The following is a 14341-nucleotide window of genomic DNA, read 5'->3' on the forward strand; positions in this document are numbered from 1 at the left end:
ACCTGCGGCGAAGGACATGATGAAAAAAGCGGTCCTGAGCGGTCGGCAAGCGGCTTTATCACCAGCTGATATCCGCAATATTAAATAACATTATTTGTGCCGCAACGCATCAGCCCGCGAAGTGGTGTTTGCCCCCTAATGCCGCGCATACGCGGCGCGCGTTGAGGCGTCCGCCGCCTGGTACCACTGGCGGGCCTGACGTAAGGCAAGTGCCAGCGCCAAGTGATCCGGCACGTTTTCTCGCCGCAAGTCATTGGCGATTTCGAGGGTCTTTTTGCGCACCAGCTGACGCGTTTGCGTAAGTGGGGTGGGGCAGTGGGTCAACGTCCAAGTCATGCAAGTCACCTCCAAGGTTGGGTTGCCTCTATGGTAAGCCCTTGGTGACGGCGGCGGCCAGCCGTAGCCCTCGCGGGACGTGAAAACTGCGCGGGACCGCAAAGGTGCGGCAATGCCGGGGCGGGCGTCGTGTCAACCGGCAGGGATGAGGCGGCATGGTCACGGCGCGACCGCATCCGCTCTGCGCAGGTGCACATGCCAAGCGTAGGCCGAGACGTCTTTGAGCTTGAATGGCTGGGTTGATGGCACAGCCCGCGTGATCTGTGCACGCGAGTCCCGCCAGGTCTGCGCACCGGTTTTCATATCGACCGCCACGTACTTGATGGGGGTGTTGATGCCGCTGACCCGACCCACTACGAGGATCGTCGTCTGATCCCAAGCCACGCGATCAACATCGGTCAAGATGTGGCTCAGGCCATCGCCTTGGGTGATGGCCTCGGGTGCTTTTGTCGCGTATGTCAGCGCGTTGCCCATCGGCCCGCCCGCGATGTACCAGTGGTCGGGCAAATAGACGTAAAAGTTTTCACTGTCAGTGCCCGCCTCGTGGTTGGATACCTTGGGGGCAGGCAGCATCGTGGTCGGTGAGCCCCCTACCACGATAGTCAGTAACATGATCGCCAAAAACCACCAGAATTTCATCGCAGGCGCTCCTGTCTCAGTCTGCGCACGACGCGGCACGGTGGCGCGTTGTGCAGGGATGGCGGTTATAAATCAGGGTTGTAGATGGTGTAGGTCTGGGCGTTAGCGTTATCCCAGTTGAACTGGGTGTTAGCGTTGTTCTCTCGGACGTTTTGGTTCGCGAGGGTCTCCTTGCTCAGGCCGAGGGCGGCGCGCAGCTTGTCGGAGACGCGCTGAAGCTCTTCGGTCGCGGGGATCTGGTAGGAGGCGGGGCCGGGGTAAACCCAGGCATCGTGGCCCTGAATGTGGTCGGTGGTGATGGTCTTGGCCGCACCGCGGTAGTTTTGCACGAGGCTCATCATGTCGTCGAAGCTCAGGTTCGTGCGCATGTTACCGGAAATGGTTTTGAGCAAGGTGCTGAAGTTCTTGAGCGCGTCCATGGACACGGCTTTTTTCATGATCGCCTTGATGACCTGTTGCTGGCGCTGCTGGCGGCCGTAGTCGCCTTGGGGATCTTCGTGGCGCATCCGGGCGTAGGCTAGAGCCAGTTCACCATTGAGATGCATCTGCCCCTTGGTGAAGGTCTGGCCGCCGGTGTACTTGCTGGTGAAGGTGAACGGGACCGCCACGTCGATGCCGCCGACCGCGTCCACGATTTTTTGCAAGGCGGCCATGTTGACAGTCAGGTAGTACTTGATGGGCACATTGACCAAGGCCTTGGCCGTGTCAACGGCCATGGTCGAGCCGCCGAGTTCGTAGGCGGCGTTGATCTTTTGCATATTGAAGGACTTCGTGCCGATCATCTTGGCCGCGGTGTCACGCGGGATGCTGACTAAGGTGGTGGACTGCTTGGCCGGATTAACGACGGCGATGATCATCGTGTCTGTGCGCCCTTTTTCGGTGCGGCCATCGGCACCGGTGTCGACGCCGAGCAGCAGGGCGGCGAACGGCTTCTTGGTCTTGATGGTCGTTGCCACATCGGTGTTACTATCACTGCCAAGTTTGGAATAGGTCGAGTCAATGGCGTACTTGGCTTGGCTGTACAAGCGCAGCCCGTACAGCCCACCGGCCACAAGGGCGGTGGAGACGACGAGTAGGATGAGCTTCAGAATTGGGTGGTGCATCTTGTGGCGTGCGCTGCGACTGTCCATAACAGCCTCCTTGAGTCAGAGTTTGGTTTCATTGTAGTGAATCACACAAGCGTTACACCAAAGCGGTGGGAACTTAACGCTCTTTTAACGAACCAAGGGATGCATCCAGTATAACAGACTGAATCACGGGGGTTGCATTTTGCCCCCGAACTCGTTATAGTAACAAGTGTACTTAGCACTTAGATACCAAGAGTGCTAAAGCTCATCAATTCAAGTATGGAGGGATTGCCTTGTTAAAACCATTAGGAGACCGCGTGATCGTGCAGGTCGTTGAAGAGCAGGAAGAGACTATCGGGGGCATCGTCTTGGCGAACAACGCCAAGGAGAAGCCACAATCCGGTCAAGTCGTTGCCGTGGGGGCCGGTGCCCGCACCCCGGAAGGTAAGCTGCTGCCACTGACTGTCAAGGTTGGCGACGTGGTCGTTTACGACAAGTATGCCGGTTCCGAAGTGAAGTACGAAGGCGAGAAGTACCTGGTCCTGCACGAAAAGGACCTTATGGCCATCGCTGAGTAGTGTCGTAATCAAAAACTATCATATGAGGTGAACGAAACACATGGCAAAAGATATTAAGTTTGGTGAAGACGCCCGCCACGCAATGTTGGCCGGCGTTGATAAGTTAGCAGATACCGTTAAGACGACCCTTGGCCCGAAAGGCCGCAACGTCGTGTTGGACAAAGCTTACGGCTCCCCTGAGATCACGAACGATGGGGTGACCATCGCCAAGTCCATCGAGCTGGAAGACCACTACGAGAACATGGGCGCGAAGCTTGTGGCTGAAGTTGCCACCAAGACCAACGACATCGCCGGTGATGGGACCACCACCGCGACCGTTTTGGCCCAGTCCATCATCCGCGAAGGCATGAAGAACGTGACCGCCGGGGCTAACCCAGTCGGCATTCGCCGCGGGATCGAAAAGGCCACGAAGGCGGCCGTTGACGAATTGCATGCCATCTCCCACACCGTTTCCGGCAAGAAGGAAATCGCGCAGGTGGCCAGTGTCTCCTCCGCAGACCCTGAAGTCGGCGACTTGATCGCCGATGCGATGGAAAAAGTGGGCCACGATGGCGTCATTACCATCGAGGAATCCAAGGGGATCCAAACCGAGCTGTCCGTTGTTGAAGGGATGCAGTTCGACCGCGGTTACCTGTCCCAGTACATGGTGACCGACAACGACAAGATGGAAGCGGACCTGGATAACCCATACATCCTGATCACCGACAAGAAGATCTCCAACATCCAAGACATCCTGCCACTGCTGCAAGACATTGTGCAGCAAGGTAAGGCGCTGTTGATCATCGCCGATGATGTGGACGGAGAAGCCCTACCGACTCTGGTTCTGAACAAGATCCGTGGGACCTTCAATGTGGTTGCCGTTAAGGCGCCAGGCTTTGGCGACCGGCGTAAGGCGCAACTGGAAGACATTGCGACACTGACCGGTGGGACCGTGATCACGTCTGACCTCGGGCTGGACCTCAAGGACACCAAGCTGGAGCAGCTTGGCCAGGCTGGCAAGGTCACCATCACCAAGGACAACACGACCATCGTTGAAGGCGCCGGCGACAAGGCGGCCATCGAAGAACGTGTGGCCACCATCAAGAAGCAGATCGAAGACACGACCAGCGACTTTGACAAGGAGAAGTTGCAGGAACGCTTGGCCAAGTTGGCCGGTGGCGTTGCCGTGATCAAGGTCGGCGCTGCGACGGAAACCGAGCTCAAGGAGCGCAAGTACCGCATCGAAGACGCCCTGAACGCGACCCGTGCGGCCGTTGAAGAAGGCTACGTGGCCGGTGGTGGTGTCGCTCTGGTCAACGTGCAAAAGGCCGTTGCGGCCTTGACCGAGGAAGGCGACGAGCAAACTGGGATCAACATCGTGCTGCGCGCCCTTGAAGAACCTGTTCGCCAGATCGCCGAAAACGCGGGCCTGGAAGGCTCCGTCATCGTGGAACGCATGAAGCACGAAGACACCGGCTTCGGCTACAACGCGGCGACCGACAAGTGGGAAAACATGGCTGAGGCCGGTATCATCGACCCAACCAAGGTGACCCGTTCGGCCCTGCAAAACGCTGCCTCTGTTGCGGCGCTGATCCTGACCACCGAGGCCGTTGTGGCCGACAAGCCAGATCCAAAGGCTGACGTGCCCGCACCGGGTGCCGGTGCCCCAGGCATGGGCGGGATGATGTAAGCAGTTGAATCGTCAAAGAAACGTCAGGCCTAATCGCCTGACGTTTTTTTGATCTGATCCGGCTGGCACCCCCTGCGCCAGTGTGCTATAATGCCATAGACGGAGGTGAGTGGAATGTTGGGCATCGTTGTGCCAGCCGTGTTGTTGGCGTTGATTTTGCTAGCAGTCGGCGTGATTTTGCTGGTGTCGGCCAAAAAGGCGCCCGTCAGCACCATCACGCGCTGGATCCAGATTATTCTGGGCGTTGTGATGATCGGTGGCAGTGTTTACTGGATGGCCGTTTTGTGGTCATTGGCGAGCGGCATGTAAGCCGCCCTTACCTCAAGGGATTTAAGGAGAACGTTATGCGTCATTGGTTGATTTTGAAGCACGGAGTTGCAAACATCTGAGTGGCCTAAGGGGCGAAGTGCGCCCTTTTTTGCAGTTTTTTTCTGCTTGGCCACGGCATGAACACGCTGGCCATTTTGTGATGGCCAGCGTGTTTTCGTGTTGGGGCAAGCCTCAGATGAGGATCAATCCAATGAAAATAACCAAACAGTTACACGTGGCGTACGCGTACGCCTTTTTGACGAATCTCGGCATTACCCAACTGTGGGTCTTGTACTTGGGTCAGCGGGGCCTGAGCCTAGTGGCGATCGGGCTGTGCGAAAGTGTGTTTCACTTGACCAGCCTGCTGAGTGAGGTGCCGTCCGGGGCCTTGGCGGACCGCTTCACGTACCGTCGGATGCTCGGGCTCAGCCGCATCGCCGCAGTGCTTGCCAGCCTGATGATGCTGGTCAACGGGGGGGTCGGGTGGTTTGCTCTGAGCTTTGTGCTGTCGGCCTGGTCGTATAACCTGCAGTCCGGCACGCTTGAGGCTCTGTTGTACGAATCGCTTCAGGCCACCCACACTGAGGGCCAGTGGGCACAGGTGACCAGTCGGCTGAATCTGATCGGCGAAGGGGCGGCCAGCGGCGGTTTGCTGGTGGCAGGGACGATGGTGCATTGGCACTTCGCGGCCACTTATGGCATCGCTGCGGGGGCGGCCGTTGTGGCCTGGGGACTGGCAGGTCAGCTCAAGGAGCCTGTCACGCATCAGCAGCGCACCCCGCAACCGCTGCTGGCAATTCTCCAAGCGGCGGGTGGGGTGCTACGGCACGATCGCCGCTTGCGGCGCCTGATGGGCTTTGATGCGGGCTTTGCCACGCTGGCCACCGGCTATTATTACTACTTTCAACAGGAGATGGCGGTGCGTCACTTCAGCAGTCTGGGCATCACAAGCCTACTTGCCGGGACTGCCGTGGCAGCGTTGGCCATCATTCCGCTGAGCCCGCGGCTGACCCAACTGCCACCGCGGCGCGTGGCCTTGGGGTTGACGCTGAGCCTGATCATCCTGATGGGGCTTGCGGGACTTGGGCACACTGGAGGGATGGTCGTGGCGTACGTGCTGATCTATGCGCTGAGCGCGCTACTACCGCCCGTGTTTGCCGTTTATTACAACGCGGCGATCCCCAGTGCGCAACGGGCAACGCTGCTGTCGGTCAGTGCGCTGTTATTCTCAGTTCTCATGGTGGTGGGCTTTCCAGCCTTGGGCGCGGCCATTTCAGCGTGGGGGTTTGGCCCGACGTTTGGCCTGATGGGCGCGATCCTGGGGGTCATCACAGCCGTGGGGTGGTGGCTGTGGTAAACTGAACTTAAAGGAGCTGATGCTATGAAGTTGATTGAAAACCCGATTCGTTTGAATGCAAGCTTGCACAAGATGCTGCCGTACACGATGCGTTACCTGTACGGGCAAAGCACCGTGAAGGCCTTTCGCTTGTACACGCTGGGGTCCGTTCACGTGTACTTCATCGAGGGCTTCGAAAAAGATGAGCTGGTCATGACCCACGATACGCGTAACATCAAGGATGACGAGATCGATTTTGTGGTGGCCAAACTCTTTGACGGCGTCGCCAAGGACGATCTGACGATCAACCATGCGGCGAAGAACCAGATCGAGGCGGACCTGCACCGCAAGGTTCGCGTGAAGGACCTGGTCATCATCGAAAAGCGCACGCGCGAATAAGGCGCTTGGCGGTGTGCCAAACGGGACCGTTGCCCAAGGGGCGCGGCCCTGTTTTTTGTCTACCACCATCGCACACCCGCCTGACGAGCGTAGACACCGCGGGCAACAGCTTTACCATTGCTTAAACTTCTGCTAGTATTTGCTCGACGTGAGTTTTATAATGCTTTAGTTTGCTATGGCAAGCGATCACTTGGAAATGGAGCGTTAGTATGTCTCAATTGAAGCGGTTATTGGTGGGGAAACCCCTAAAATCCTCCGAAGAAGGGGGCCAAAAGCTGGGGAAGCTCAAAGCGCTGGCGATGCTGTCGTCAGACGCCCTGTCTTCCGTGGCGTACGGGACTGAGCAGATCGTCTTAGTCCTGACGACCCTTTCTGCGGCCGCGATCTGGTATTCCTTACCGATCGCCGCCTTCGTGCTCGTCTTACTGCTGAGCCTGACACTGTCGTACCGGCAGATCATTCACGCCTACCCGAGCGGTGGGGGCGCGTACCTCGTGGCGAGTGAGAACCTCGGCCAAAACGCGGGGCTCGCAGCCGGCGGCAGTTTGCTGATCGACTACATGCTGACCGTCGCGGTGTCGACATCAGCTGGGGCCGAGGCGATCACCTCGGCGATCCCGGCGCTGTACGGCCATGAGGTCGCCATCGCGCTGATCATCATCGTGGTGTTGACCGCGATGAACCTGCGCGGGTTGAGCGAATCCGCGAACTTCCTGATGGTGCCCGTTTACCTGTTCGTCGTCTCCATCACAGGGATGATCGGCTGGGGGCTGTACCAGATCGCCACCGGGGCGATCCCGTACCACGCCACCGCGATCGTCGGTGGCGTGGTGCCAGGGATCTCCATGGCGCTGATCTTCCGCGCGTTCTCCAGCGGGTCGAGTTCGCTGACCGGGGTCGAGGCCATCAGTAACGCGGTACCGTTTTTCAAAAAGCCGCGCGAGCACAACGCCGCCAGCACGCTAGCCATCATGGCCACGATCCTCGGCTTCTTCTTTGCCGGGATCACGTTCTTGAACTACTGGTACGGCATCGTGCCGGAAACCAAGGTGACTGTGCTGTCGCAGGTGGCTAAGGCGACGTTTGGTGGCACCGGCTTGATGTACTACGTGATCCAGTTTGCGACCGCGCTGATCCTGGCTGTGGCCGCGAACACGGGGTTCTCCGCCTTCCCAGTGCTGGCCTACAACATGGCCAAGGATAAGTACATGCCGCACATGTACATGGACCGTGGCGACCGACTCGGCTACTCCAACGGGATCTTGACCCTCGCGATCGGCTCTGGGCTTCTGATCGCCATGTTCCAAGGGTCCACCGAGCGCCTGATCCCGCTGTACGCGGTGGGCGTGTTCATTCCGTTCACGCTGTCGCAAACTGGGATGATCCGGCACTGGTGGAAGCGTCACACGACCGAAAAGGGCTGGATCGGCAAGAGCATCGCCAACTTTACGGGCGCACTGATCTCCTTTGCCATCCTGGTGATCCTGTTCGTTTACCGCCTGCCAGACATCTGGCCGTTCTTCATCATCATGCCAGCCCTTGTGTTCGTCTTCTGGAAAATTCACGACCACTACAAAGAAGTCGCGGCGCAGTTGCGCTTGCCGCAAGACATTGAGCTGCACGACTACGCGGGCTCTACCGTGATCGTGCTGGTCGGCAATGTGACCCGCGTGACGCGCGGGGCGCTGAATTACGCGCAGACGATCGGGGATTACGTCATCGCGATGCACGTGTCGATGGACGAGAACCCGAACAAGGAGCAGGAGACCCAAGCCGAGTTCAAGCGCGACTTTCCGGATGTCCGCTTTGTCGATGTGCATTCCTCGTACCGCTCGGTTGAGGGGCCAACGATTCGCTTCGTAGACATCGTTGCCCGCAACGCGGCCAAGCGTAACTTCACGACCACCGTGCTGATCCCGCAGTTCGTGCCGAAGAAGCCATGGCAAAACATCTTGCACAACCAGACAAACTTGCGACTACGCGCTGCGTTCGCCAGCCGTGAGAACGTCATCATCGCTACGTATAGTTACCACTTGAAGCGCTAAGCCCGTTATCGAGCACCCCACTTTTGGGGTGCTTTTTTAGCGAGATCAGGGCGAACTCAGACTTAGTGCCGTTCCCACGCTGGCCGGCAGCGTGAGTCTGGCCGGTCACTTAGGCCGGCAGGTTCCGCTCTGCAGCTTTTGGGGCCGGAACGCAGTGGGGCCCGGAAAAAGCCAGAAGTGCACTGTCTTTTCCCTCGGGTTGAACCCGACTTGCCAAGCCCGCAAGTCAGGCTCAAACACGGCCCAGCTTCTAAGCGATAAATCACTAAGGAGCTCGATACTGCTGGGCCCCAATCTGCGCCGCTACGCCTGCCGACCTAAGAGGCCTGGGGTGGTGACTGACATTCAAAATCACCGAACAGTGAGTGGTTATAATCAACCTGGCGAGCTAGCCAAGGCGGCTTGCGTGGTGTTCAGATGCTTAGAATACGAGCCTTGGTAGGGTCACTGGGCGCTAACACGGCTTTCGGTCGCTATCGGTTTTCCCCCGGATGTTTCAGTTAATCATCATCGGAGGACGGAGATTCAGCCTGTGACACTGGAAGCGGAGGCGGGTGGCGGCGAAACGCATGGGGTTCCCAGACGTCAAAGTGCGGTCTCCAGACCCACCATTGTTGTAAGCCGGCAAAGTGTGCCGCCTAGCAGCAGTCTCACACCTCCGGTCGCGTGCGCCCTACGGTGGCTTGCGGTGTTGCCGGCAAGCACGCTACCGAACAACACCGTGCAAATGAGGCGAGAAAGAAAGGATGTCTGGGCCTGTGTGACGAACGGATCGGGGTGGGCACAGACGAAAGGAAACCAGGAACGGTGCCCTCCCCGAAAGACGTAATCAATGTTAGAATAGACCGTAATCAACCCAAGTTAAGGAGCGTCAGTGATGCCGCAAAAAACGCAAGACACGCCGATGATGCAACAGTATCAGGCGATTAAAGATCAGTACCCGGACGCCTTTTTGTTCTACCGCATCGGGGACTTTTACGAGCTGTTCTACGATGACGCCATCAAGGGCTCCCAGCTGCTGGAGCTGACGCTGACGGCGCGCAACAAAAGCGCGACCGATCCGATCCCGATGTGCGGGGTGCCGCACCACGCGGCGCAAAGCTACGTCGACATTCTGGTCGACCAGGGCTATAAGGTCGCTATCTGTGAGCAGATGGAGGACCCGAAGAAGGCCGTGGGGATGGTGCGCCGCGAGGTGATCCAGCTCGTCACGCCGGGGACCAAGATGGCGGTCAAGATCGGTGAGGCCAAGTCGAATAACTACCTGGCCGCGGTGGTGCCGCAAGCCGAGCGCTACGGCTTCGCCTACGCGGACCTGTCCACCGGGGAGTTTAAGGTGACCGTTTTGACCAACCGCTTCACCTTGCAAAACGAGCTAGGGGCGCTCAACGCCCGCGAAGTCGTGGTGCCAGAGGAGCTGGCAGACGCGGACGCCCAGCTGATCGGTGCCGGGCGCCTGCTGAGCCATGGGACCGCAGCAGTGCAGGCCGAGGCGAGCTACGTCAGCCAGGACCTGACCGACTCGCTTGAAGTCGAGGTCGTGGCGATGCTGATGAACTATCTGCTGACGACGCAAAAGCGCAGCCTGGCCCACATCCAAAAAGCGGTGGCGTACGCGCCGTCCGAGTTTTTGGAGATGGACCAAGACGCTCGCGCCAACCTTGACATCCTCAAGAACAGCCGCACGGGGCGCAAAGGCGACACGCTTTTGGCCGTGCTCGATAAGACCAAAACCGCGATGGGCGGCCGACTGCTCAAGCAGTGGCTGGACCGGCCGCTTTTGGACCTCAACCAGATCACGGCGCGGCAAAACCAGGTGCAGGACCTCTTAGACCACTATTTCGAGCGCAGCGAGCTGCAGGAGCGCCTGACCAAGGTGTACGACCTGGAGCGCCTGGCCGGGCGCGTGGCGTACGGCACGGTGAACGGGCGCGACCTGATCCAGTTGCAGACGTCTTTGGACCAGATCCCCGCGCTGCAAAACATTTTGGCCACGCTCGACGATGGCAGCTTCACGGCGCTGCTGGACGCACTGGATCCGGTGCAGGATGTCGCGAACCTGATCCGCCGGGCGATCGAGCCGGAGCCGCCGATCTCCATCATGGATGGCGGCGTGATCCTGCGCGGCTACAACGCCAAGCTCGACGCCTACCGCGAAACTATGGCGAACTCCAAGCAGTGGATCGCGGAACTAGAGGCCAGCGAGCGCGCGGCCACTGGGATCCACAACCTCCGCATCCGCTTCAACAAGGTGTTCGGCTACTACATCGAGGTGACCAAGGCCAACCTGAGCAAGGTCCCGGCCGACCGTTACGAGCGCAAGCAAACGCTGACTAACGCGGAACGGTTTTCCACGCCGGCGCTGAAGGAAAAGGAAAGCCTGATCCTGGAAGCGGAAGCGCACGCCACCGGACTGGAGTACGACCTGTTCCAAGATATTCGCGAGCAGGTGAAGGCGCAGATCACCCGGCTGCAGCAGCTGGCGGCGCGCGTGGCGGCGCTGGATGTGCTGCAAAGCTACGCGGTGGTCGCGGAGAACAACCATTTTGTGCGGCCGAGCATGCACGCCGGCCGCCACGACCTGGCGATCCACGGCGGCCGGCACCCGGTGGTCGAGCTGGTGCTGGGCGAGGCCCAGTACATCCCCAACGATGTCATCATGGACGATCAAACTGACATCCTGCTGATCACCGGCCCGAACATGTCAGGGAAAAGCACGTACATGCGCCAGCTCGCATTGACCGTGATCATGGCGCAGGCCGGCAGCTTTGTGGCGGCCACCGACGCCAGCCTGCCGGTGTTCGACCAGATCTTCACCCGCATCGGGGCGGCCGATGACCTCGCCAACGGCCAAAGTACGTTCATGGTCGAGATGATGGAGGCTGAGGCGGCTCTGAGCCACGCGACGGCCAGTTCGCTGATCCTGTTTGACGAAATCGGGCGGGGCACGGCCACGTATGACGGCATGGCGCTGGCGCAGGCCATCATCGAGTACCTGCACGACCATGTGCACGCCAAGACCCTGTTTTCGACCCACTACCACGAGCTGACGGCGCTGGCCGATCAGCTGGCCAAGCTCCAAAACGTGCACGTCGGGGCGGTCGAGGAAAACGGCACGCTGGTCTTTTTGCACAAGATGCTGCCGGGGCCGGCCGATAAGTCGTACGGGATCCATGTCGCCAAGCTGGCCGGGTTGCCGAGCAGCCTGCTCAACCGCGCCGATGCGATCCTCAGCACGCTGGAATCCGACAGCCCGAGCACTGCGCCGGCTCAGCCAGTTGTGCAGGAGGCCGAGGCCCAGCTGTCGTTGTTTGAACCGGAACCCGCGGTCGCCAAGCCCGACCCGCTGTTGAAGAAGCTGGCGAAGTTCGACCTGATGGCGGCGACCCCGATGGATGCGATGAACCTGTTGTATGATGTCCAAAAGCAACTGAAGAAGAGGTGAGCGAATGGCCAAGATCCACGAATTATCCCAGACGCTGGCAAACCAGATTGCTGCCGGGGAAGTGATCGAACACCCGGCCAGTGTCGTCAAGGAGCTGGTCGAAAACGCGATCGATGCCGGGGCCACGCAAGTTGATGTGCTGGTGGAAGACGCCGGCATGCGCACCGTGCAGGTCATCGATAACGGCAGCGGGATCGCTGCCGAGGATGTGCCCACGGCCTTTTTGCGCCACGCCACGTCCAAGATCCTGACCACGCGCGACTTGTTCAATGTGCACAGCCTCGGGTTTCGCGGTGAGGCGCTGGCCAGTATCGCGGCGGTCGCCGATGTCACCCTGATCACTGCCACCGAAGACGGGCTGGGCACCCAGGCCCACATTCAGGGCGGTAAGTTCCTGGCGCAGCAGACCACGGCCGCCCGCCAAGGGACGCAGTTGACCGTGCACGACCTGTTTTACAACACGCCGGCGCGCTTGAAGTACGTCAAGTCGCAAGCCACCGAACTGTCGCGCATCGCCGACATCGTCAACCGGCTCGCCCTGGCACACCCGGAAGTGGCGGTGACGCTCAAGAATAGGCAGAACCTGATGCTCAAAACGGCCGGTCACGGCGACCTGCAGCAAACCATCGCCGGCATCTACGGTGTCGGCACGGCCAAGGCGATGATGACGATCACGGGGCAGGACCTCGACTTCACCATTTCAGGGTTCACGAGCCTGCCGGACACCACCCGGGCCAGCCGCAACTACCTGAGCCTGATGGTCAATGGTCGCTACATCAAAAACTACCAGCTGACCAAGGCCCTGATCGCGGGTTACGGCTCCAAGCTGATGGTCGGGCGCTACCCAGTGGCGATCATCAACATTCAGATGGATCCGCTTCTCGTCGATGTGAACGTGCACCCGACGAAACAGGAGGTGCGCCTGAGCAAAGAGGACCAGCTGGGCGCGCTTTTGACAGATGCGATTCGCCATCAGTTGGGTGCGCAGAATTTGATCCCGGATGCCTTGCACAACCTGCCGCACCACCCGGCGGTGAACCTAGACCAGCTGGCGATGACGCTCAACGAGGCGTCCAAGGCCCAAACCGTGCAGGAAACCGTTGCCCCGCTGCCTGTGACCACCCCTGCAGCATCGGCGCAACCGGCGGCGACCGACGCCTCACCGGTGCCGGCGACGTCATCGCAGCCCGCCGGCTTTGGCCTGGCGATTACCGACTTGCCAAGCGAACCGATCTTCAAGGATCCGGCCCGACTGGCGGCGTGGGACGCACGTTACGCGCAGCCTGCACCGGCGGCAGAGCCGGCGCCGAAGCTCACCCCGGTGGCCGCCCCGGCTGAGCGCTTCCCGCACCTGCGCTACCTGGCGCAGGTGCACGGCACCTACTTGCTGGCGGAGGCCGAAGACGGGCTGTACCTGCTCGATCAGCACGCCGCCCAGGAGCGGGTGAACTACGAGTACTACCGCGTGGCGATCGGCGAGGTCGGCACCGCGCAGCAGGCGCTGCTCGTGCCGCTGGTGTTGGATTACCCCGCCAGCGACGCGGTGGCGATTCGTGCGCACCGCGACGTGTTGGAAAGCGTCGGCCTGTACTTGGAGGATTTTGGCCAAAACACCTTCGAGGTGCGCCAACACCCGACCTGGTTCAAGGCGGGGCAAGAAACCGAAACGATCCGCGAGATGGTCGACTGGGTGTTGCGGGACGGCAAGCTCAGCGTGGCCGATTTTCGGGAGAAAACGGCCATCATGATGAGCTGTAAGTGCGCCATCAAGGCCAACCATCACCTCGATGCCCCGCAGGCGCAGGCGCTGTTGACCAAGCTGGCAACGGCGGAGAACCCGTTCAACTGCCCGCACGGTCGGCCGGTGCTTGTGCATTTTTCTAACACGGACTTGGAGAAAATGTTCAAGCGCATCCAGGACAGCCACGAAAGTGAGGCGCGGCAATGATCATCCTCGCCAGCAGCTCGCCGCGCCGGCGTGAGCTCCTCAGCCGCCTGGTGCCTGACTTCACCGTTGTCCCCGCGGCCATCGACGAGCGCGCCTTGCCGGTGCTTGCGCCCGCGCCATACGTGCAAAGCCTCGCGATCGCGAAGGCGCAGGCGGTGGCGGCGCTGCACCCGGCGGCCACCGTCATCGCCGCGGACACCATGTGTTATCAAGGGGCTGACCTGCTGGGCAAGCCCAAGGACCGCGCGGATGCGGCCCGGATGCTGCGCCAGCTGGCCGGCACCACGCACCACTGTGCCACCGGGCTCGCCATCGCGCGGCCGGGCCAGCCGCTGCAAACCGCGGTGGTCACCACGGCCGTGACCTTTTGGCCGCTGGATGACGCGGCGATCGACCGCTACCTCGATACCGGCGAGTACCGCGACAAGGCGGGCGCGTACGGCATTCAGGGGCAAGGGGCGTTGTTGGTGCGCGCCATTGACGGCGACTTTTACAATATTGTCGGGTTGCCGATCGCAACGCTTGGCCGCATGCTTCACGGACTTGCCCTGGACTAAACGAAAAGGCGCG

12 protein-coding genes are annotated in these 14341 nt (G+C 60.2%); 9 read left to right on the top strand and 3 right to left on the bottom strand.

Features of this window, described 5'->3' with window-relative positions:
* Positions 1 to 135: 135 nt before the first annotated feature.
* The 3 genes from EKM88_RS08765 to EKM88_RS08775 all read right to left on the bottom strand — a co-directional run bounded on the left by EKM88_RS08765 (position 136) and on the right by EKM88_RS08775 (position 2105).
* Positions 136 to 336: a DUF2188 domain-containing protein gene (locus EKM88_RS08765; RefSeq protein WP_125705281.1), complete on the bottom strand. Its 201-nt coding sequence runs from the start codon at positions 334 to 336 to the stop codon at positions 136 to 138.
* A gap of 159 nt (positions 337 to 495) precedes the next feature.
* On the bottom strand, positions 496 to 975 hold the full coding sequence (locus EKM88_RS08770) for a hypothetical protein (protein WP_125705283.1): 480 nt from the start codon (positions 973 to 975) through the stop codon (positions 496 to 498).
* Positions 976 to 1040: 65 nt separating this feature from the next.
* A complete protein-coding gene (locus EKM88_RS08775) occupies positions 1041 to 2105 on the bottom strand; it encodes an LCP family glycopolymer transferase (RefSeq protein ID WP_125705285.1) in 1065 nt (354 codons plus the stop codon).
* Between the two features lie 230 nt (positions 2106 to 2335).
* Here EKM88_RS08775 and groES point away from each other — a divergent pair, with 230 nt between their 5' ends.
* The 9 genes from groES to EKM88_RS08820 all read left to right on the top strand — a co-directional run bounded on the left by groES (position 2336) and on the right by EKM88_RS08820 (position 14328).
* On the top strand, positions 2336 to 2620 hold the full coding sequence (gene groES / locus EKM88_RS08780; RefSeq protein WP_125705287.1) for a co-chaperone GroES: 285 nt from the start codon (positions 2336 to 2338) through the stop codon (positions 2618 to 2620).
* Positions 2621 to 2660: 40 nt separating this feature from the next.
* A complete protein-coding gene (gene groL / locus EKM88_RS08785) occupies positions 2661 to 4289 on the top strand; it encodes a chaperonin GroEL (RefSeq protein WP_125705289.1) in 1629 nt (542 codons plus the stop codon).
* A 114-nt stretch (positions 4290 to 4403) separates the two neighbouring features.
* Entirely contained in the window at positions 4404 to 4598 is a 195-nt protein-coding gene (locus EKM88_RS08790; RefSeq protein ID WP_125705291.1) for a hypothetical protein, read from the top strand.
* A 211-nt stretch (positions 4599 to 4809) separates the two neighbouring features.
* The gene (locus EKM88_RS08795; protein WP_125705293.1) at positions 4810 to 5955 is read left to right on the top strand and encodes an MFS transporter; all 1146 of its coding nucleotides are present in this window, start codon (positions 4810 to 4812) and stop codon (positions 5953 to 5955) included.
* A gap of 24 nt (positions 5956 to 5979) precedes the next feature.
* Positions 5980 to 6333, top strand: a complete 354-nt coding sequence (locus tag EKM88_RS08800; RefSeq protein WP_125705295.1) for a DUF1827 family protein — start codon at positions 5980 to 5982, stop codon at positions 6331 to 6333.
* Positions 6334 to 6542: 209 nt separating this feature from the next.
* A complete protein-coding gene (locus EKM88_RS08805) occupies positions 6543 to 8378 on the top strand; it encodes an APC family permease (protein ID WP_125705297.1) in 1836 nt (611 codons plus the stop codon).
* A gap of 877 nt (positions 8379 to 9255) precedes the next feature.
* Positions 9256 to 11823 (top strand): DNA mismatch repair protein MutS, encoded by a 2568-nt coding sequence (gene mutS, locus EKM88_RS08810; protein WP_125705299.1) that lies wholly within the window; start codon positions 9256 to 9258, stop codon positions 11821 to 11823.
* Positions 11824 to 11827: 4 nt separating this feature from the next.
* The gene (gene mutL, locus EKM88_RS08815; protein ID WP_125705301.1) at positions 11828 to 13771 is read left to right on the top strand and encodes a DNA mismatch repair endonuclease MutL; all 1944 of its coding nucleotides are present in this window, start codon (positions 11828 to 11830) and stop codon (positions 13769 to 13771) included.
* Entirely contained in the window at positions 13768 to 14328 is a 561-nt protein-coding gene (locus EKM88_RS08820; RefSeq protein WP_125705303.1) for a Maf family protein, read from the top strand. The genes mutL and EKM88_RS08820 overlap by 4 nt, the downstream gene beginning before the upstream one ends.
* Positions 14329 to 14341: the final 13 nt, after the last annotated feature.

The organism is Lacticaseibacillus daqingensis (genome assembly GCF_003946115.1).
In the GTDB taxonomy this organism is placed as follows: domain Bacteria; phylum Bacillota; class Bacilli; order Lactobacillales; family Lactobacillaceae; genus Lacticaseibacillus; species Lacticaseibacillus daqingensis.